This window comes from Bacillus sp. ME78 (genome assembly GCF_903970865.1).
GTDB classification, from domain to species: domain Bacteria; phylum Bacillota; class Bacilli; order Bacillales; family Bacillaceae_G; genus Bacillus_A; species Bacillus_A cereus.
In genome coordinates this window covers 279,400-300,307 of record NZ_CAJCKK010000001.1, presented here as the reverse complement: position 1 = coordinate 300,307, position 20,908 = coordinate 279,400, and the positions used below count along the sequence as shown (strand labels likewise).

Genomic DNA, 20,908 nt, shown 5'->3' with positions numbered 1-20,908 from the left:
TCGTATGATGTCAGATTATAAAAAGAGGAGAATTATATTATGTGGAAAAAAATTATTCCTGCCGTTGCTGTTTTAAGCACTATTACTTTTTCAAGCGTATTTGCCGCTCCCCCATCTCAGAATCCAGCTGAACAAAACCGCTACATAGACGTACAAATGCTTGGTATTAATGATCTCCATGGACAACTAGATACTGTTAAAAAAATCAATAATAAAGAAGCTGGTGGCGCTGATTACTTAGCTACTTATTTAAAAGAACGTAAAAAACAAAACCCTAATACACTTCTCGTACATGCTGGTGATATCGTCGGAGCTAGTCCACCAGTTTCAGCATTATTACAAGATGAACCGACGATTGAATTTTTAAATGATTTAAAATTTGATGTTGGTACAATCGGAAACCATGAATTTGATGAAGGCATTGATGAAATGAAACGCCTCATTTACGGTGGATATCATGAAAAAACAGGGAATTTCAAAGGGGCTAACTTCCCCTATGTAGCTGCTAACTTCTATAACAAATCAACTGGCCGCTTATTTTTACCACCATTTACTGTAAAAATGGTAGATGGTGTTCCTGTTGGATTCATTGGTGTTGTTACAACTGATACACCAAATGTTGTTATGCCTACGATGCTTAAAAATGTACAAATTACTGATGAAGTAGAAGCAATTAATAAATCAACACAACAATTAAAACGCCTCGGCGTTAAATCGATCGTCGTTCTTGCTCATGTCGGTGGAACAACCGATGAGTCTGGGGTAACAAATGGCGATCTTACTCGAATTGCAAATGAAACAGACCCAGAAGTTGATGTTATTTTCGGTGGACATAGTCATACGTATGTAAATGGTACAGTAAATAATAAACTAATTGTCCAAGCAAATTCATACGGAACGGCTTTCTCAGACGTGGATGTAACAATTGATCGTAAAACAAAGGATATTGTAAAGAAAAAAGCTGAAGTTGTTACAACGTATCATGAAGGTGTAGAACCTGATAAACAAGTAAAGAAAAAACTAGATCAATATAAAGAAAAAATCGCACCACTTGTAAATGAAGTGGTCGGAAAATCTACAGCACCTATCGACCGTAAACAAAATGATGCTGGTGAGTCCACTCTTGGAAATTTAGTTGCCGATGCTCAGCGTCAAACGATGCAAACTCAAATCGCCCTCATGAATCCTGGTGGCATTCGTAATGACTTAGATGCTGGTGATATTACGTGGGGTGAGTTATACGGCATTCAACCTTTTGGAAATCAATTGATTAAAGTAGATTTAACAGGTCAAGACATTCGCGATATTTTAAATCAGCAATGGCAAAAAGGAACAACAAGAATGCTTCAAATTTCAGGTATTCAATATACGTGGGATGCAAATAAAACAAACGGTGAAAAAGTTACAAATATACGTTTAACAAACGGAGAAGAATTATCTCCATCTAAAACGTATAGCGTAGTTGCAAATGCCTTCTTAGCTTCTGGCGGTGACGGATTCGTATCATTTAAAAATGGTAAAAATGCAGAAACTGGTCCAAACGACTTTGAAGCGTTAGTCGATTACGTAAAACAATTAAAAGAACCAATTCAGCCAGTTATTGATGGAAGAATTCAAAAAGTAAATTAAGTGTTTCTCTAATAATAAATTTCATTTTTCACGCCATAAAGGATTTGTACTAATCCTCTATTTTATACGTAATATACATCATAAAAAGGATACTCGTTCTTCCAATGAACATAGTATCCTTTTTTTTAGTTATCAAAATGTGATGTTTTGTCAACTTCATATTGCTGTAAAAATTGGTGCAACGCCTCTTCTACAATTTTAGACTTTTGAATTCCTTTCGATTCTGATATAAGGTCCAATCTTGCTAATATTTCTGTATTAATAGAAAAGGTTCGTCTCTTTTTCTCTGTACTCTTACTCATAATTGGTGCAATTACTTCGCCTCTTTTTCTTAGTAACTCATAAATGCTTTGTAATTGCTCGTAAATTAATAATTGATAATCTGTTTTCTCATATTGAAGGGCGGTCGCTTCTTGGAGTTGTAAGTGACGTGGTTCTTCTCCATCTCCTACAAAAATACGTTTCTTCTGCTCTCCATCATATTCGTATCCAATCAATCTTAATTTCTTCGATAATGTATACGGGCTTATTTCAAGACGTTTTGCTATAATAGCGATGGATTCACGTCTGTTTAAACCATCTATAATTTCTCCAATCGTCACAATTTCCCTCCTCCCGTGTTGAAATGACACTAGTATGGTATGTTACAATGATTTTCTAACAGTATATGCAAAATGAATAGCCTGTGCGATTCATACGATTTCACAAAAGGAGGTTTTCAATATGCTTTTTCGTAGCTACACCCCTCAGTTCTATAACGAAAACAAACAACTCATTCCTAATAGTATCGCTACGATAGAAAGCGTTATGATAAATAATCGAAAACAAACTCTCCTTATGCGTGGACAAAACGTAGAGCAACCTATTTTATTATGCTGTCACGGCGGACCTGGGATGGCACAAATCGGATTTATTCGCCATTTTCAAAAAGAATTAGAGAAGCAATTTATTGTTATTAATTGGGATCAGCGCGGGGCTGGTAAATCCTTTTCAATGAAAGATTTCGGAGCAAATTTCACAATTGAACAATTCGTTTCCGATGCAAAAGAAGTGATTCAATATGTACTTAAAAGGTTCAACAAACAAAAACTATTTCTCGCTGGTCATTCTTGGGGAAGTATTATTGGGCTTAACATAGCACATCAATATCCAAAGTATATCGAGGCTTACATCGGTATTGGGCAAATTGTACATATGAAACAAAATGAAGAATTGCTATATCAACATTTAATTCATTCTGCAAAAAAACATGATCATAAAAAAGCATTAGCTTCCCTTTTAAAATTAGGCAAACCACCATTTTTAGATACGAGACGTCTCATTATTCAAAGAAAGTGGCTTGGCACATTTGGAGGCGCAATCCAAAACGGATCTTCCTTTTCTTTCATACGAAAAGGTTTCTTTTCTCCTGAGTATACGCTATTAGATTGGTTCAAGTTTCTCGCAGGAAATTTAAAATCTGGCGTTTTATGGGAAGAAATGCTGACAATCGATTTCTTTTCTTCTATCTCAAGTTTATCTATTCCAGTTTATTTTTGTTCTGGTCGCTATGATTATCAAACTCCTTATGCACTCGTTCAGGAATATTGCGATATTATTGAAGCGCCTATAAAAAAGATGATTTGGTTCCCAAATTCAGCACATTCTCCTGATTTAGAAGAACCAGAATTATTCGCTAATTCTTTGCAATCAATTAAACAAGAGCTAGCTTTTCAGCATTAGTAACAAAAGGCTCTTTTACATTTCATAGAAAACATTTTATAATAATATGTCGCAAGTATGTATAAACATAGCAAAATGTTTCATATTTACTTGTCTTAACAGAATAAAAATTTAGGGAGATTACATTTATTATGAACGCTGTACTCGTCGCAGTAGCAATTATGCTATTGCTTAGTTTGTTACGTGTCCAGGTCATTGTCGCCATCATTGTTGGAGCTTTAACAGGCGGAATTATCGGCGGACTCGGTATTTCAGAAACGATTAACACTTTTACAACTGGTCTTGGAAACAGTGCTCCAATCGCTTTAAGTTATGCAATGCTTGGTGGTTTCGCTATTTCCCTTTCCAAAACAGGACTTCCAGATGCTATGATTCAAACTGCATTAAAATGGATTGGCAATGAACAAGACACGAAAAAACAAGTTTATTCTAAAATACTTATTTTATTCATTATTTTAACGATGGCTTGTTTCTCACAAAATGTGATTCCTGTTCACATTGCTTTCATCCCCATCTTAATTCCAGCACTTTTAAAAGTCTTAAATGAGCTGAAAGTGAATCGCAGACTTGTCACATGTATTATTACATTTGGATTGATTACTCCTTATATGTGGATTCCTGCAGGATTCGGAAAAATTTATCATGACGTATTACAAACCAACGCTGCGCAAAGCGGCCTTACATTTGATGTCACACTTATTCCAAAAGCAATGACTATTCCAGCAATTGGTATGATTATTGGATTATGTGTAGCAGTATTCATTACGTACCGAAAACCTCGTACGTATGAAACAGAACAAATTCATACTACCGAAAATGAAATCGTTCCCTATACAAAACGTAGCATTACTTTCGGGTTATTATCTATCATTGCTACATTAACTGTTCAATTAACAACAGAATCAATGATTTTCGGTGCTTTAGCAGGTATTATCGTCTTATCGGTTAGTGGCAGTCTACCACTTAAAGAAGCAGATGCGATATTAACAAGCGGAATGCGTATGATGTCCTTTATTGGCTTTGTTATGATTGCTGCCGCTGGATTCGGCGCTGTTCTTCGAAAAACAGGACATGTTGAATCTCTGGTGCAAACGAGTGCACATATAATCGGAAATAACAAACCACTCGCTGCATTTCTTATGCTCGTTATTGGACTTCTCGTTACAATGGGAATTGGTTCATCCTTTTCAACCATCCCTATCTTAACAACCATTTTTGTACCTCTTTGCATTCAGCTTGGATTTAGTCCAATGGCCACAATTGCAATTATCGGTACAGCCGGAGCACTAGGTGACGCAGGATCTCCAGCATCGGATAGTACCCTTGGACCAACATCCGGTTTAAATGCTGATGGTCAGCACCATCATATATGGGATACATGTGTACCCACTTTTCTACATTACAATATACCGTTACTTATATTTGGTTTTATTGCCGCAATTACATTATAAAAAGGTGCGTATAAAACGCACCTTTTACTTTTTTATTTTTCCTTTTAATTGTTGAAAAGCTAATTTTCCATTATCTTTGACATAGCTTTCAATTGCCGGTAGTGATGAACCTATCCATTCACACTCTATGCTCCCATTAGGTCCAACAATTTTTAATTTATCTGGTATATGTATATTTAGAAATCTCGCTGACCGAATTAACTCAATAGCAATCTGATCACTTGAGGTTACAATTCCATCTATATACGGATTGTTTTGCAATAATGTAATAAATTGTTTATTTGTATACCCTTGTACACATTCTTCTCGATAAGAGATTCCTTCATCCCAAACAGCGTCTAAAAACCCTGCTATATAATCTTCCATTTCTTCACTTTCTTCTCCCTCACCGAAATATGCAAGAAAGTGACACCCTTTCTCTTTTAATAAAGAAACAGCTCTCTGTCCACTTTCATAATAATTTCCATGTGATTGTTGCTCATCGATCACAACAAACGGAAATGGAATTTCTCCTACACTTTTAAAAACTGCTCTCGTCAAAATAACACCTGCAATGTTATTTTGCTTCAGCATATGTATGTATCTATCTTTATTCTCTATATTACAAATAATGATTTGATAGCCTTCTTTATATGCTATTTCCTCAATACAATGTAGCAAAGTGATGTTTGATTGGTTACATAAATTATCTACAAGTAATGCAATTATCGTTGAATTCTCTTTAAATAGTGGCTTCGCTGCACTGTTTGGCCTATAACGTAATTCTTCAATTGCTTCCTTTACTTGTTTTACTGTGTCCTCATGAACGTATCCTTTTTCATTAATAACTCGTGAAACGGTTGCGACTGAAACACCTGCCAATTTTGCAACATCACGTATAGTTGCCACATCGTCACCCCTTAATATGGTAATAGATTACAATTTTACGGTAACCTAAATTACACTATCCGTCAAGATTAATAACTCATATTTCTGAAAATTGTTACATCATTTAACTAAATGATACTCCAACTGAATTTCATGTAAAATTGGGATATTATCATATCCAATACGTGGAATTTCTTTCTTTATTTTTCGTGCCTCCTCTACCGCATTCACATATAAATTAGTCATTACAAAATTACGTTTTTGGTAAAATCGTAACGCATTCATATTATCATTTGTTGTAATAAGCCAAACCTGTCTGCACCGCTCTTCTTCTGCAACTTGTAATACACAATCCACAAGTTTCGTCCCTATTCCTTTTCTTTCTTCAAAGCTATCTAGCGATACAATTTCACACATATTTCCGGTCACTTCATACGTTATAATTCCGATTATTCTGTCATCTGAGAGCGCAACAAATCCTGGCAACTCTTCTAACTGATGTCCCTTACCACGTGAAACCATCAATGAACTTCCCCAGTTCTTACACATAAACATTCGGATTGTTTCTTTCATCGCTGGCGTAATTTTTTGTATATGCAGCATTTCCTATTTCTCCCCTTTTATATCATTGTGATACAATATAAGTGTATCACATGTAACGGTATTTGGAGGATGAGGTAAAGTATGAAACGTTTTTTTGCAGCATTGTTTACTATACTAGGTGCAATAACTGCCCTTGGGATTTTCTTTACAAATAAAGTGATGTACTTAAAGAAAAAAACAGAGGAAGAAGTACTCGAAAGAGAAACGAAAAAACATTTTCGTATAGAGGATTTTGATGCTCTTCATAAAGAAGAAATTCATATCCCTTCACAATTCGGATACGACCTTCACGGATATTACATTCCTGCTGGTCATTCCAATAAGTTTATGGTTTTTTGCCACGGTGTAACTGTAAATAAAATAAACTCTGTAAAATATGCAAACTTATTCTTAAAAAGGGGATATAATGTCCTCATTTACGATCATCGTCGTCATGGTAAAACTGGCGGAAAAACAACAAGCTATGGATACTATGAAAAGCATGATTTGAAATCCGTAGTTGACTGGCTAAAAAACCGTTTTGGAACCAATATTACACTTGGTATTCATGGTGAATCTATGGGAGCCGCAACAATTCTTCAATACGCAGGACTTGTAGAAGATGGCGCTGATTTCTATATTGCAGATTGTCCTTTCTCTGATTTTCACGGACAATTACAGCACCGTTTAAAGGTTGAATTCCATTTACCAAAATGGCCTTTATTACCTTTAGCAAACGCATTTTTAAAAGTTCGTGACGGTTATACAATTCGTGAAGTTTCACCAATCGACTGTATAAAAAACATTAACAATCCCGTTCTCTTTATTCATAGTAAAGATGACGACTATATTTTAGCTGATATGACAAAAGCGTTATATGAAGCGAAAGAAAATAATAAGCAACTTTATATTGCAGAACACGGTGCACACGCTTGCTCTTATAACGAAAATAAAGAAGAGTACGAAGCAGCCATCGATCAATTTTTAAACACATATGTGAAAGAAACAAAAAACAGGCTTGCATAAGCCTGTTTTTTTATTGCGCTAAAACGTCTGTAACTTGTTCCATATTTTCAGAAATCCATTGCATTGCATCATCTAACGTTGGAAATTCTGTCGTTTGAAATGTTACTTCATCTTGAAGTAACCAAACATCCTTTACCTCTTGCCCTACACCTGCAATGGACCAATGTAACAAACTATATGGATGATTATCATTCAAAAATGATGCCCACGTGCGCTCATTTGCAATGTTTCGTAATGTATGTAATTGTTTATCCATCTCTCGTCACCTTACTCTAGTCAGTTATGAAAACTATTATAACACTCTCTTCTTTCTCAAACAAAGTGCTCTTTTTTCCCCGCTATTTGCGGGCAGTAAAACTCCCACCTCAAAATTCGGCTGAAACAAAGAAGTTAGGCGGGAGATTAACTGCCCCTAAAAGCCCGATTAGTTCAAATAATAATTAGTGGGGGATGCCTCCCCCACTAATTAAAGTTTCACTTTATATTGCCAAGCACTTCCCTTGATTATATGATGAAATTAAGCGTTTGGGAAGGAGGGATAACGTTGGCAAAAGTACAAATTAAAGTAAATGATAATGGCTCTTTTCGCGTTACAGGGGACGTGGAATTAGTCGACTCACAAGGGAATGTATTCCCAGCAAAACCGGCATTTTCTTTATGCCGTTGTGGTTTATCAAAAAATATGCCTTATTGCGACGCTTCGCATAAAGGTAAATTCGAGTCTGTTGTTAGAGCACCAGAGGCAGAATAATTTTACATGTGACATGCACATTTTTTTGTGCATGTTTTTTCTTTTTAGCAACTCCGTTATATCCCTTCTCCTTACAACATTTCTAATACTTTTATTTCCATTCCAGCCTACATATATTTTCACACAATTCTTCACATTCGAATATTTTTTACTAGCCTTTTATTTTTTTTGTGCTATAATTTGAGCAAACAGCATCCTTCGGGGTCGGGTGAAATTCCCAACCGGCGGTGATGAAGTGAAAACTTCTAAGTCCGTGACCCGTTTTCAACTCGAAAACGGTGGATCTAGTGAAACTCTAGGGCCGACAGTATAGTCTGGATGGGAGAAGGATATGTTTCTAGTTTTTTATATAGTGAATACACTTTTATTTCAGTATGCATATTTTTAAAGATCCATTTTGATTCTTTATATATGTTTAATTTTCTATACTTATTTTTTATACTGAAATAAAAAGAGACAACTAGCGTTTAAAAATTCGATATTTTGCTAGGTTTTTTCCTTATGCAGAAATATCAATTATCGTTAGGTTTCTTTCCTATGCTTTCGTATTCAAACTATATTTCTAGAAATCACGTCTCCCAAACCCCAAGGATATTAAATCCTTGGGGTTTTTTGATTTTTTTAGGAGAGGTGAAGAAAATGACAGATCAAGAATATATGAGGATTGCCCTGCAGTTAGCAGAAGGGACATCAGGACAAACAAGTCCAAATCCTATGGTTGGTGCTGTTGTTGTAAAAGATGGAAACATCGTTGGTATGGGGGCTCATTTACGAGCTGGTGAAGAACACGCAGAAGTTCATGCCCTTCAAATGGCTGGTCAGAACGCCAAAGACGCTACCGTTTATGTAACACTGGAACCGTGTAGCCACTTTGGAAAAACACCACCTTGTTGTGAATTGCTCATCGAAAAAGGAGTTAAGCGTGTTGTAATTGCTACTCTCGATTGTAATCCGCTCGTTTCTGGTAACGGAAAAAGAAGATTAGAGGAAGCTAGAATTGAAGTAACTACCGGTGTTCTTGAAGCAGAAGCAGTTTTATTAAATCGCTACTTTTTTCACTACATGAAAACGAAACGCCCTTTTGTAACAATCAAAACAGCGATGAGCTTAGATGGAAAAACAGCAACTGTAACTGGTGAAAGTAAGTGGATTACAGGTGAAGAAGCACGTGCTGATGTTCACCAATATCGCCATATACATGATGCAATTCTTGTTGGAGTGAATACAGTTATAGCTGATAATCCTCATTTAACAACAAGAATTCCAAATGGTGGGAAACATCCTATTCGCGTTGTTTTAGATACCCATTTACGAACACCACCATCTTCTCATGTTATAACAGATGGTTTAGCACCGACATGGATTATTGTCGGTAAGGATGTAAAGAAAGAGAAGATATCTTCTTATGAATCTAAAAATATAGCTATATTCCAAATGGAAACGAAGCATATAGAAATCGAGGACCTTCTTTCCTTTCTTGGAGAAAAACAAATTCTTTCTCTATTCGTTGAAGGTGGCCAATCGATTCATGCAAGTTTCTTAAAAACAAACAATTTTAATGAAATTGTAACCTATATAAGCCCGAAATTAATTGGTGGGAAAGATGCTCCTACTTTATTTGGAGGAAATGGTTTTTCAAAATTACAAGATGCGCTTTCCTTGAAAATTCAAGAGATGAAACAAATTGGTGATGATATAAAAATCGTTGCGAATGCCCGAAACGAGGTGACAAAATGTTTACAGGAATTGTAGAAGAATTAGGAACGATAGCAAACATGCAACAAAGCGGAGAAGCGATGAAATTAACGATTCATGCAAAGAAAATTTTATCAGATGTTCACTTAGGTGATAGTATCGCGGTGAACGGTATTTGCTTAACTGTAACAAGCTTTACAACTAATTCATTTACAGTTGATGCAATGCCTGAAACGATGCAGTCGACATCACTTCGCATGCTTAAACCGCACTCTAAAGTAAATTTAGAGCGAGCAATGGCTGCAAACGGACGATTCGGTGGACATTTCGTTTCAGGACATATTGATGGCATCGGAACGATTTTAAATAAAAAACAACATTACAATGCCGTCTATTACAAAATAGCAATTTCTGATGAACTGCTGCGCTATTGTTTGCATAAAGGATCCATTGCTGTTGATGGAACGAGTTTAACGATATTTGATATAGACGAATCTTCCATAACGATTTCACTCATCCCGCACACAGTAAGCGAATCTGTCATTGGAGAAAAAAATGCCGGAGATATCGTAAACATTGAGTGTGACATGATTGGTAAATATATCGAACGCTTTATTACTAAACCTACAAAACGAGTAGGTTCAATGACTGAAAGCTTTTTACAAGAAAACGGATTTCTATAAGGGGGAAGCATAATGTTTCATCGTATTGAAGAAGCTCTAGAAGATTTAAAACAAGGTAAAGTCGTTATCGTATGTGATGATGAAAACCGAGAAAATGAAGGCGATTTTATTGCTTTAGCAGAGTACATTACACCAGAAACAATTAATTTTATGATTACACATGGCCGTGGTCTCGTTTGTGTACCGATTACAGCAGGGTACGCAGAACGTCTACAATTAGAACCAATGGTATCTCATAATACAGATTCACATCATACTGCGTTTACAGTGAGCATTGACCATGTTTCTACAACAACAGGGATTAGCGCTCACGAACGTGCAACTACGATACAAGAATTGTTAAACCCCGCATCAAAAGGCGCTGATTTCAATCGACCTGGACATATCTTTCCATTAATTGCGAAAGAAGGCGGTGTCCTGCGTCGTGCAGGTCATACAGAAGCTGCTGTTGATTTAGCGAAGCTATGCGGTGCCGAACCAGCTGGAGTTATTTGCGAGATTATAAATGAGGACGGCACGATGGCACGTGTACCTGATTTAATAGAATGCGCAAAACAATTTGATATAAAAATGATTACAATAGAAGATTTAATTGCTTACCGCCGCCATCATGAAACACTTGTGACGAGAGAGGTGGAAATTACATTACCTACAGATTTCGGTACTTTCCACGCAATTGGCTATTCTAACTCATTAGATACGAAAGAACATATCGCACTTGTAAAAGGTGATATTTCAATAGGTGAACCGGTACTTGTGCGTGTTCATTCTGAATGCTTAACAGGAGATGTATTCGGTTCACATCGCTGCGATTGCGGACCACAACTCCATGCAGCACTTGCTCAAATTGAGCGTGAAGGAAAAGGTGTTCTTCTTTATATGAGACAAGAAGGAAGAGGCATTGGGCTTCTTAATAAGCTTCGTGCTTATAAATTGCAAGAAGAAGGATTCGATACTGTAGAAGCAAATGAAAAACTCGGCTTCCCTGCTGATCTTCGTGATTACGGTATCGGAGCACAAATATTAAAAGATTTAGGTTTACAAAGTTTACGATTATTAACGAATAACCCAAGAAAAATTGCTGGCTTACAAGGCTACGATTTAGAAGTAGTCGAGCGTGTACCGTTGCAAATGCCAGCAAAAGAAGAGAATAAATCGTATTTACAAACGAAAGTAAACAAATTAGGACACTTACTAAACTTATAATTAAAGGAGAGATTTATTATGGTATTCGAAGGTCATTTAGTTGGTACAGGATTAAAAGTTGGAGTTGTTGTTGGACGTTTTAACGAATTTATTACAAGTAAGTTACTTGGCGGCGCTTTAGACGGATTAAAGCGTCACGGTGTAGAAGAAAATGATATTGATGTTGCTTGGGTTCCTGGTGCATTTGAAATTCCTTTAATCGCTAAAAAGATGGCTAGTAGCGGAAAGTATGATGCTGTTATTACATTAGGTACTGTAATCCGAGGTGCTACAACTCACTACGATTACGTTTGTAATGAAGTAGCAAAAGGTGTTGCGTCTTTATCACTACAAATGGACATCCCAGTTATTTTCGGCGTATTAACGACAGAAACAATTGAACAAGCGATTGAACGCGCAGGTACGAAAGCTGGTAATAAAGGATATGAATCAGCTGTTGCTGCAATTGAAATGGCTCACTTATCAAAACAATGGGCATAAAAAAAGAGGCTTCGGCCTCTTTTTATTTTTTCACCTTTTTTTGTACATCTTTTATTAATTCATTCATCGTTTTTCCTTCTGTTTTTATATGAAGAGCTTGTGCTGTTCTCCATACATTCTCTCTTTTTTTCGCTTCTTCTATAATAGTAATTTCTTTTCTAACTTCCTTTAAATCTTTTCCTTCCGTTTTCAATCCAAAATGTTCAGCTTTCGTTCGAAAGTGTTGTTCGATTCTTTGTTGCATCTCTTTTTGTTCAGGATTTTCAGCAGCCTTAACTGGATCAGAACTTATTGCTTTTATTAAAATTAAACAAGTCATAATCGCTAATATGTATTTGTACATGTAAAATCCTCCAACCCAATATAAATTACATATTTACTATGTACAACTAGGGCTTGGAAAATTCGTCCACAAAAATTCTTTTTTTCGCTCAAAAACCAATAATATCAAGCGTTCACAACTATTTATTACATTTTATTTACAAAAAAAGCAAACCCTTTTACAAGTTTGCTTTTTCATCTATCTTATAATGCACACTCTTCAATCTCAAATCCTAAATCTGCAATCATACCCCAGTCTGCAGTCGGCTCTTGTCCAGCTGTCGTTAAGTAGTCCCCGACAAAAATAGAATTTGCTGCAAATAAACCGATTGGCTGTACAGAGCGTAAATTGATTTCACGTCCTCCTGAAATACGAATTTCTTTTGTCGGGTTTACAAAACGCATCATTGCCAGTACTTTTAAACATTCTACTGGTGTTAACTCTTTTTGCCCTTCAAGAGGTGTTCCCTTTACAGCAACAAGGAAATTACAAGGGATAGAATCTGCATCTATACGTTGTAATTCAAATGCAATTTCAGCACGCTCTTCAATTGTTTCTCCCATGCCAAAAATCGCTCCAGAGCATGGGGAAATGCCCGCTTGTTTCGCTTTTTGAACTGTATCAACACGATCATCATACGTATGAGTTGAACAAATACTATCGTAATTATTTTCATGTGTATTTAAGTTGTGGTTATAACGATGCACGCCCGCTTCCGCTAAACGCCCTGCTTGATCTTCATTTAAGAAACCTAAACAACAACAAATCTTCAAGTCTGTCGTTTCACGAATTTCCTTAACTGCTCCAATTACGTGATTTACCTCTTTATCCGTCGGACGACGACCAGACGCTACAATACAATATGTACCTGCTTTACGGCGTATTGCTTCATGTGCCCCTTCTACAATCTTCTCCTGCGTTAACCATGCATATTTATCAATCGGTGCTTCTGAAATAATAGACTGTGAGCAATATCCACAATCTTCAGGACATAATCCAGATTTCGTATTAATAATCATATTCAATTTTACTTTCTTACCAAAGTGATGATGGCGAATAATGTAAGCCGCATTCATAATTTCTAAAACTTCTGTATCATCAGCTTCTAATATCGCTATTGCATCTTCTTTCGTAATCATCTTCTCTTCCACTACGTCGTATGCAAGTTTTTTCCAATCCCTTTTTGTTTGTACTTGTTTCATTTCATCTCTTCCCCTCTTTTGTTATATGTATAAATAAAGCATGATACGTTGCCATTATCCCTTCATTTCCCGTGAAGTCTCTTTCGTATATGCGTAGCATCGCACGAAAGAGTGAGGGACTTTGACAATATGATCCTTCATTGCTATTAGTCGCTCCTACTTTTCGAATAGAATGTAGAAATTCCTTAACTTCTGTAAAACTCTCTATGTAACATGTTTCAGAAACATGCACATCCCCTGTTTCTATCTTGCATATATGAAGCAACTGATCTTTCGAATAAAAACGTTGACCAATCGATGTTTCATTTTTTATATTTCTTTCTTCTTTCGCACGTTGGAACGAAGCATGCAATTCTTGAAATGTTTCATGTCCAAACGTTGAAAAGAGTAATATCCCATCTATAGACAAATGTTGAAATAAATTTCTTAACACTTGTTGTAAATTATTTAACCATTGAAATGTAGCATTTGAAATAATGACATCATATGATTCTTCTAATCGTAATCGCTCAATATCTTCACAGTGAAACGTTACATTTTTTACATTTTGTCTAGTTTGCGCAATTGCAATCATACTTTCAGCAAAATCAACTGCTGTAATATGTGCTTTCGGAAATAACTTTGATAATTGCTCTGTTACATACCCCGTCCCGCACCCCAGTTCTAAAATACGTATTGATGCCGTTTCACTATATCGTTCCTTTAAGATTGAAAGTAATGAATGTGCCATCTTTTTTTGTACATTTGCATATCGATCGTAAGATACGGCTGCCCCATTAAACCGTTTTTGTAGTAACGTTTTGTTGATCATGTCGTATCCCCTCTACAAATTGAATCATCTCATTTGCGCAATATTCAAAATTCGTTACACATAACGCATGCCCTGCATCACTTACTACTTTCAGCTCGCTGCTGCTATTCTCCGTCATACTACGTGCCGCAGACAATGGGCATATTACATCCTGTTCTCCGTGAATAAGTAGTATAGGTACTTTAATTTCTTTTAGTTCTTCTCTCATATCTGTTTCTATTAAATAATCCAAACCTAGTTGTAAAGACTGAATAGAATCACCTTTAAAACGGTCTACAATGTCTTCAAAGTTTTTATTCTCTTTTAACTCATCTTTCGTAAACATATTTTCATAAAACCGCTTGAGCGTATCTTCTTTCCTTCTCGCCAAATTCCTTTTCAGCCGTTCTACATGCAAAGCATTCCATCCGTTACTGTAATCGCTCGTATTTGTAAATTTAGCAGTACCACCAATTAATACGATGCCTTTTGCCTTAATCTTTTTATAAGCTTCAACTGCTGCTAACGCTCCTAGTGACCAACCAACTAAAATTACGTTGTCGTTATGCGCTACATCTATAATTCGTTCCACAAATTCACTTCGTTCGTTCACATTACGCCAATCTATGCATTGAACAGGATATCCTTTAAAATACGGAATTACTAAATCCCAAATATTCTCTTCCATTCCCCATCCGGGGATAAAAATAATCTTTAGCTCGTTCATACGAAAATCTCCTCTTCTTTCGCAATGTGAATAATTCGGTCAATAGCCCATTTTAAATCAGCTATTGTATGTTGCGATGTAACTGCAAAGCGAATTCGAGAACTATGAACCGGCACAGTTGGCGGACGAATTGCAATAGCCGCAATCCCTGCCTCTTGCAACCTTTTACTAAATCGTAAAGCATGTTCATTTGAACCGACTACAATCGGTACAATATGAGTTGAACTATTCCCAATATCAAAACCAGCATCCCTTAATTTAGTTCTGAAGTATTCTCCGTTTGCTATAAGGTTCTCTCTTCTTTCGTTATCTTCTTTTACAATTTCAATTGCTTTTTGCACTGCTCCTAACGTACTTGGTGGTAAAGCTGTAGTAAAAATAAAGCTTCTCATCATATTTTGTAAATACTCTATATAAATTTCATCACCTGTCAAATACGCACCATAACACCCTAAAGCCTTGCTAAACGTCCCCATATGTATATCAATTTTTTGAGCAAGATTTTTTTCTATATGAGATAACCCAGCTCCGCCGATTCCATATATTCCACTCGCATGTGCTTCATCGACTATAATGATTGCCCCGTATTTCTCTTTCAGCTGTACTAAATCTCTCAAATAAGCAGTATCACCATCCATACTAAAAATGGTATCAGTTACGATTAATTTCCGCTTTTCAGGTGACGCTGTTTTCAACAGCTTCTCTAAATGATCCAAATCATTATGACGATATCTTTTATGCTCTGCCCCGCTTAATATGATTCCATCAACAATACTTGCGTGATTTAACTTATCACTAAAAACAATATCGTGCCGAGAGGCTAAAGAAGATATGGCACCTATATTTGCCGTATACCCACTATTTACAATTAAAGCTCTTTCAGTACCTTTCCAGTCACATATGCTTCTCTCAACCTCTTCATATAATGGATGATTTCCTACAACGAGACGAGAGGCAGTCGCTCCAGTTCCATATCTTTTTGTACAGGCAATAGCAGCTTCTTTTAACCTTTCATCTCCAGCTAACCCTAAATAATTATTTGACGCTAAATTTAACATCCTTTTTTTATCTCGAATAAGCCAAGTCTCTTCTGCCTTCTCTGTTACATATAAATTTCGATACTGCCCTTGCTCATGTAATTGTTGTAATTTAGATTGAAGATGCGCCCGCCACGTTTGATTCATTTTGGATAAACTCCTCTAATTTTGAAATCATAATATGTTCTTTTGCAGATTCCAAGACTACTTCTTTTGTAAACTCACCTTCAAAGAATGGTAATAAGCCTAAAACCGGTACCCCGCTCAGCTCTTCAATCATTACTTTATTTTCTTGTACCCTTTCCATTTCGCATTCTTTGCAGCCAGATAAAATGACACCTGCTACTGTTAAGCCATATGCCTTTGCATAAGCAATGGTTAAAACTGTATGATTTACTGTTCCTAATGTAGGGCGTGCTACTACAATAAGGGGAAGCTGTAATTCTTTTGCAAAATCAATTACTAAAGCATCTTCTGTATATGGAACAGCAAGCCCACCTGCTCCTTCTACAAATAAGCTATTAAACTCTTTTAATAGTTCATTATAGCAATCAGTAATTTCTTTTAACTTTACTACTCTTCCAGCTCTTTTCATGGCAAGTCTCGGAGCAAGTGGTTCTTCAATAGAATAAGGGCAAATTTCATTTTCTTGTGTCGGTACACCTGATAGTACTTTTAATCTTGCCGCATCTCCCTCAGGGTTTGATGCAACATGCCCACTTTGCAACGGTTTATATACCCCTATGTTATATCCTAATTCTCTAAATACACCTGCTATAGCACCTGCAACTACTGTTTTTCCAACTTCAGTATCAGTTGCTGTTATGAAAAAACCACTCATTATTCTCCCTCCGTAACATCTGAGATTGCCTTATATAAAATGCGTAACATATCATCAATCTCTTCAAAAGTAGAAGCAAGTGGTGGCATAAATACAATCGTGTTACCTAGCGGTCGTAAAATCATACCCAGCTCTCTTGAGCGTTTACATACTTGAACACCGACTCTTTCTGTCCAGTCAAACGCTTCTTTCGTTTCCTTATTCTTCACAAGCTCAATACCAACCATTAATCCGCACTGACGAATATCACCTACATGTTTAAATGCAAAGAGCTCTTCTAATTGCGTCGCCACATATTCTGTTTTACGTGCCACTTCTTCTATTAAATTTGTTTTCTCGTATAGTTCTAGATTCGCAATTGCTACCGCACACCCTAACGGATTACCTGTATAACTATGACCGTGGAAAAACGTTTTTTGTTCTTCATATCCTCCTAAAAAGGCATTATAAATTTCATCTGTCGTTACGGTGATTGCAACTGGTAAATATCCGCCCGTTAAACCTTTTCCGGCTGTCAAAATATCCGGCGTTACATTTTCATGTTCACATGCAAACATTTTCCCAGTACGCCCAAACCCAGTCGCTACCTCATCTGTAATAAATAAAACGTTATATTTTGTACATAAATTACGTAGCCCTCTTAAGTATCCTTTTGGCATTGTAATCATACCGCCAGCACCTTGCATTAAAGGTTCCACAATAATCGCCGCAATTTCTTCATGTTTATCTTTCAGCAGCTCTTCCATTTCTTCTAAATGTTTTTTTACAATTTCGGCCTTATCATTTCCATAAGGAGAACGATATGTATATGGATAAGGCATTTTAATTGCCTCAAATAAAAGTGAATTATACACTTGGTGAAACAAGTCTATTGCTCCTACTGAAACAGCTCCAATTGTATCACCGTGATACGCTTCTTTTAATGTAACAAATCTTTGTTTCTTCGATTTTCCTTTATGCTGCCAATATTGAAATGCCATCTTAATTGCAATTTCAACAGCGCTAGAACCGGAGTCCGAATAGAATACTTTTTTCAAACCTTCTGGCACAACTTCAATTATTTTTTCGGCTAATAAAATAGATGGAACGTTAGCAAGTCCTAACATAGTAGAATGAGCAATTTTATTTAATTGCTCACGAATTGCTTCATCTAATTCCGGTACTTGATGTCCGTGAACATTTAACCATATAGATGAAACACCATCCCAATATTCATTACCATTTACATCGTATAGTTTTCTTCCCTCTCCACGTTCAATAATGACAGGATCTTCTTCTAAATAATCTTTCATTTGTGTAAATGGGTGCCATACGTAAGCTTTATTTTTCTCTGCTAATTCTTCATATGTATAAGATGATTTTTCAATCGTTCTACTATTTATTGTCACAACTGTCACCCCTAATGTTAACTTGTTTATAAATATAGTTAACATTAAATCCGAATGACTGTCAATTATTTTAAAATCAAATAGTTCTTAAAAAAGAACAACTTATCATACGATAAGTTGTTCTACTTTCCATGCTGTATCTTTCCAATTTCTAAAATAATTTCTTCATCTTTTTCCCCCTCTGTATCAATTCCAAGTTGCTTAGCGTGCTCAATTAATAAATCATGACGCTTCTCAAATCTAGCGGTATTTACTTCTTTCGTAACCTCTTCTTTTGTTTTCCCCTCAGTAGAAACTCCTAGTTTTTCTGCTGCTTTTTCCATTGATTTCTTCTCTTCTATTTCTTTTACTTTCTTCACTTCTGACTGTTGTATTTGCTTTTGTTTCAACTGCTCTGATTCAGCCGCAAAAGCTGTGTAAATTCCAGCACTTCCTCCAATAACTAATAAAGTGGTAAAAAGAATTATTTTTTTCTTCACTCTTTGCTCCCCCTTTCAAATTCATTATAACGTACATTTTTACAGCGTTAAAAACAATTATCCTTTATTTCCTTTAAAAAAAATTTAATATTTTTATTGACATGTAAGATGAAAATATGATAAAAATTTAACTAACATCATATGAATCGGCGTTGATAGGATTTAGTAGTATTTCGATTTCTGATTTCAGAGAGCTGGTGGTCGGTGCGAACCAGTACAGAGCGAATTATGAATTACCCCCTGGAGCTTCTTTTACGAAACGTGAGGAGTAGTGAAAGACGGTTATAGACCGTTATGTCTAAAGAGTGGTGAAACGACACTGTTTCACAATTTAGGGTGGTACCGCGAATTTTTCGTCCCTGCATATATTGCAGGGGCGTTTTTTATTTTATAAGCGCATATCATATGACCCTTTATTTTGTGACGCATTCATTTCACAAGCTAGGGTGGTACCGCGATTTCTTCGTCCCTGCATAATTATATGCAGGGACGTTTTTTTATCCAATCATTTCCGTATCATATAGAAGGACTAACAATTACCGATAATTTGTCACAAAATTCTAAATTTTAGAAGGAAATATACAATATTGGCGAATTTTATATAAAAAAGAGCTATTTTACATTACTTAGGAGGGGAAAACAATGGTTTCAAAAATTGAGTCTGTTCTTTTAACAATTTTTATCTTTTTCTGTATTGGTTTTAGTGTTATTCAATTAGAAGTTTCACCACACATCCCAATTTTATTTGGTATCGTTCTTTTATTAGCATTTGGATTCCTGAAGAGAATCTCTTGGTCTACTATGGAGAAAGGGATGATTAGTAGTATTTCAGCTGGTATTCCATCTATATTTATTTTCTTACTTGTAGGCGTATTAATTAGCGTTTGGATCGCAGCTGGAACTATTCCGACTTTAATGGTATACGGCTTCCAGCTTGTATCTCCAAAAATTTTCGTTCCAACTGTTTTTGTTGTTTGTGCAATTGTTGGAACGAGTATCGGTAGTGCTTTTACAACTGCTGCAACTGTAGGACTTGCTTTTATGGGAATGGGTACTGCCCTTGGATACGATCCAGCTCTTATTGCTGGTGCAATTATTTCTGGTGCATTCTTCGGAGATAAAATGTCTCCTTTATCTGATACAACAAACTTAGCGCCTGCTGTAACGGGTGTAGATTTATTTGAACATATTCGTAACATGCTTTGGACAACAGTGCCAGCTTTCATTATTGCATTTATCGCATTTTTCATTTTAGGAAGCGGATCTGGTGGAAACGTTGATTTCTCAGCATTTATTAACACATTAGAAAAAAATGCAACGATTTCTATCGTTACACTGATTCCTATTTTATTACTGTTCCTATTCGCATTTAAAAAGGTACCCGCAGTTCCAACATTACTTGCAGGAATTGTGGTAGGGATTATTATTCTCTTTATTTTTAAACCTAGCACTTCTTTAGCTGATTTAATGAAAATTATGCAAGACGGTTACGTTTCTAAAACTGGTATCAAAGACATTGATAGCTTATTATCTCGCGGTGGCCTGCAAAGTATGATGATGTCAATCGCTCTTATTTTCCTAGCTCTTTGTATGGGAGGATTATTACAAGGAATGGGTATTATAGCGCAGCTGATGAATATTATCTCTAGCTTCGTAAAAACTAGTACACGCTTAATTATTTCTACTGCTTCAACTGCAATCGGTGTAAACTTCTTACTTGGTGAGCAGTACTTATCCATCGTTTTAACAGGACAAGCATTTGCTAATAAATACGATGAAGTCGGTTTAGAACGTCGTAATTTATCACGAGTATTAGAAGATGCTGGTACAGTAATTAACCCACTCGTACCATGGGGTGTAAGTGGCGTATTCTTAACAAACGTTCTTAGCGTTCCAACATTCGATTACCTGCCATACGCAATCTTCTGTTTAGCATGTCCAGTCGTAACCATTATCGTCGGCTTTACTGGATTCGGTCTTTCATGGAAAAAAGAAAAAGCAGTACCAGTTTCATAATATAACAAAAAGGA

General features: G+C 36.1%; 22 protein-coding genes, 1 riboswitch and 1 other annotated feature. Of the genes, 10 read left to right on the top strand and 12 right to left on the bottom strand.

Annotated features, from left to right (window positions below):
- Positions 1-39: 39 nt before the first annotated feature.
- On the top strand, positions 40-1,629 hold the full coding sequence (locus H6481_RS01660) for a 5'-nucleotidase C-terminal domain-containing protein (RefSeq protein WP_000265556.1): 1,590 nt from the start codon (positions 40-42) through the stop codon (positions 1,627-1,629).
- 125 nt (positions 1,630-1,754) lie between these two features.
- Here H6481_RS01660 and H6481_RS01655 read toward each other — a convergent pair whose 3' ends face one another.
- Entirely contained in the window at positions 1,755-2,231 is a 477-nt protein-coding gene (locus H6481_RS01655; RefSeq protein ID WP_182810967.1) for a ribbon-helix-helix domain-containing protein, read from the bottom strand.
- Positions 2,232-2,352: 121 nt separating this feature from the next.
- On the opposite strand from H6481_RS01655, the gene H6481_RS01650 reads away from it, so the two are divergent.
- Both H6481_RS01650 and H6481_RS01645 read left to right on the top strand, forming a co-directional pair.
- Entirely contained in the window at positions 2,353-3,351 is a 999-nt protein-coding gene (locus H6481_RS01650; protein ID WP_000898973.1) for an alpha/beta hydrolase, read from the top strand.
- A gap of 131 nt (positions 3,352-3,482) precedes the next feature.
- On the top strand, positions 3,483-4,802 hold the full coding sequence (locus tag H6481_RS01645; RefSeq protein WP_182810965.1) for a Na+/H+ antiporter family protein: 1,320 nt from the start codon (positions 3,483-3,485) through the stop codon (positions 4,800-4,802).
- A 24-nt stretch (positions 4,803-4,826) separates the two neighbouring features.
- Here the strand turns inward: H6481_RS01645 and H6481_RS01640 are convergent, their stop codons facing one another.
- Together H6481_RS01640 and H6481_RS01635 are read right to left on the bottom strand one after the other, a co-directional pair.
- The gene (locus H6481_RS01640) at positions 4,827-5,690 is read right to left on the bottom strand and encodes a LacI family DNA-binding transcriptional regulator (RefSeq protein WP_000201347.1); all 864 of its coding nucleotides are present in this window, start codon (positions 5,688-5,690) and stop codon (positions 4,827-4,829) included.
- Between the two features lie 99 nt (positions 5,691-5,789).
- A complete protein-coding gene (locus H6481_RS01635; protein WP_000902440.1) occupies positions 5,790-6,272 on the bottom strand; it encodes a GNAT family N-acetyltransferase in 483 nt (160 codons plus the stop codon).
- A gap of 81 nt (positions 6,273-6,353) precedes the next feature.
- Between H6481_RS01635 and H6481_RS01630 the strand changes: the two genes are divergently transcribed.
- Complete coding sequence (locus H6481_RS01630) at positions 6,354-7,277, top strand: alpha/beta hydrolase (protein WP_000819228.1); 924 nt, start codon at positions 6,354-6,356, stop codon at positions 7,275-7,277.
- 10 nt (positions 7,278-7,287) lie between these two features.
- Here the strand turns inward: H6481_RS01630 and H6481_RS01625 are convergent, their stop codons facing one another.
- On the bottom strand, positions 7,288-7,533 hold the full coding sequence (locus H6481_RS01625; RefSeq protein WP_000360796.1) for a DUF2552 family protein: 246 nt from the start codon (positions 7,531-7,533) through the stop codon (positions 7,288-7,290).
- A gap of 288 nt (positions 7,534-7,821) precedes the next feature.
- Here H6481_RS01625 and H6481_RS01620 point away from each other — a divergent pair, with 288 nt between their 5' ends.
- From H6481_RS01620 to ribH, 5 genes are all read left to right on the top strand, one after another.
- On the top strand, positions 7,822-8,028 hold the full coding sequence (locus H6481_RS01620) for a CDGSH iron-sulfur domain-containing protein (RefSeq protein ID WP_001151582.1): 207 nt from the start codon (positions 7,822-7,824) through the stop codon (positions 8,026-8,028).
- A 190-nt stretch (positions 8,029-8,218) separates the two neighbouring features.
- A riboswitch (FMN riboswitch) is annotated at positions 8,219-8,362 on the top strand.
- Between the two features lie 305 nt (positions 8,363-8,667).
- Positions 8,668-9,780 carry a bifunctional diaminohydroxyphosphoribosylaminopyrimidine deaminase/5-amino-6-(5-phosphoribosylamino)uracil reductase RibD gene (gene ribD, locus H6481_RS01615; RefSeq protein WP_065485132.1) on the top strand — a complete coding sequence of 371 codons (1,113 nt, stop codon included), beginning with the start codon at positions 8,668-8,670 and terminating at the stop codon, positions 9,778-9,780.
- Complete coding sequence (gene ribE, locus H6481_RS01610; protein WP_063548590.1) at positions 9,762-10,406, top strand: riboflavin synthase subunit alpha; 645 nt, start codon at positions 9,762-9,764, stop codon at positions 10,404-10,406. The genes ribD and ribE overlap by 19 nt, the downstream gene beginning before the upstream one ends.
- A gap of 12 nt (positions 10,407-10,418) precedes the next feature.
- The gene (ribBA, locus tag H6481_RS01605) at positions 10,419-11,612 is read left to right on the top strand and encodes a bifunctional 3,4-dihydroxy-2-butanone 4-phosphate synthase/GTP cyclohydrolase II (protein WP_000468981.1); all 1,194 of its coding nucleotides are present in this window, start codon (positions 10,419-10,421) and stop codon (positions 11,610-11,612) included.
- A gap of 18 nt (positions 11,613-11,630) precedes the next feature.
- On the top strand, positions 11,631-12,092 hold the full coding sequence (gene ribH / locus H6481_RS01600) for a 6,7-dimethyl-8-ribityllumazine synthase (protein WP_000230895.1): 462 nt from the start codon (positions 11,631-11,633) through the stop codon (positions 12,090-12,092).
- 22 nt (positions 12,093-12,114) lie between these two features.
- On the opposite strand, the gene H6481_RS01595 is transcribed toward ribH, so the two are convergent.
- The 8 genes from H6481_RS01595 to H6481_RS01560 all read right to left on the bottom strand — a co-directional run bounded on the left by H6481_RS01595 (position 12,115) and on the right by H6481_RS01560 (position 18,878).
- Positions 12,115-12,435 (bottom strand): hypothetical protein, encoded by a 321-nt coding sequence (locus H6481_RS01595; RefSeq protein ID WP_000280032.1) that lies wholly within the window; start codon positions 12,433-12,435, stop codon positions 12,115-12,117.
- A 182-nt stretch (positions 12,436-12,617) separates the two neighbouring features.
- Positions 12,618-13,616: a biotin synthase gene (gene bioB / locus H6481_RS01590; RefSeq protein WP_000815858.1), complete on the bottom strand. Its 999-nt coding sequence runs from the start codon at positions 13,614-13,616 to the stop codon at positions 12,618-12,620.
- Between the two features lies 1 nt (position 13,617).
- The gene (gene bioC / locus H6481_RS01585; protein WP_000608911.1) at positions 13,618-14,427 is read right to left on the bottom strand and encodes a malonyl-ACP O-methyltransferase BioC; all 810 of its coding nucleotides are present in this window, start codon (positions 14,425-14,427) and stop codon (positions 13,618-13,620) included.
- On the bottom strand, positions 14,393-15,133 hold the full coding sequence (locus H6481_RS01580; protein WP_182810963.1) for an alpha/beta hydrolase: 741 nt from the start codon (positions 15,131-15,133) through the stop codon (positions 14,393-14,395). Before H6481_RS01580 ends, bioC begins: the two co-directional genes overlap by 35 nt.
- Complete coding sequence (gene bioF, locus H6481_RS01575; RefSeq protein ID WP_089171735.1) at positions 15,130-16,317, bottom strand: 8-amino-7-oxononanoate synthase; 1,188 nt, start codon at positions 16,315-16,317, stop codon at positions 15,130-15,132. The genes H6481_RS01580 and bioF overlap by 4 nt, the downstream gene beginning before the upstream one ends.
- Positions 16,283-17,011: a dethiobiotin synthase gene (gene bioD, locus H6481_RS01570; RefSeq protein ID WP_182810961.1), complete on the bottom strand. Its 729-nt coding sequence runs from the start codon at positions 17,009-17,011 to the stop codon at positions 16,283-16,285. The genes bioF and bioD overlap by 35 nt, the downstream gene beginning before the upstream one ends.
- On the bottom strand, positions 17,011-18,444 hold the full coding sequence (gene bioA / locus H6481_RS01565; RefSeq protein WP_182810959.1) for an adenosylmethionine--8-amino-7-oxononanoate transaminase: 1,434 nt from the start codon (positions 18,442-18,444) through the stop codon (positions 17,011-17,013). The genes bioD and bioA overlap by 1 nt, the downstream gene beginning before the upstream one ends.
- Before the next feature lie 77 nt (positions 18,445-18,521).
- Positions 18,522-18,878: a hypothetical protein gene (locus tag H6481_RS01560; RefSeq protein WP_182810957.1), complete on the bottom strand. Its 357-nt coding sequence runs from the start codon at positions 18,876-18,878 to the stop codon at positions 18,522-18,524.
- 143 nt (positions 18,879-19,021) lie between these two features.
- Positions 19,022-19,242: a binding site (T-box leader), on the top strand.
- 278 nt (positions 19,243-19,520) lie between these two features.
- Here H6481_RS01560 and nhaC point away from each other — a divergent pair.
- A complete protein-coding gene (gene nhaC / locus H6481_RS01555) occupies positions 19,521-20,894 on the top strand; it encodes a Na+/H+ antiporter NhaC (protein WP_000253737.1) in 1,374 nt (457 codons plus the stop codon).
- The last annotated feature ends 14 nt before the right edge of the window (positions 20,895-20,908 follow it).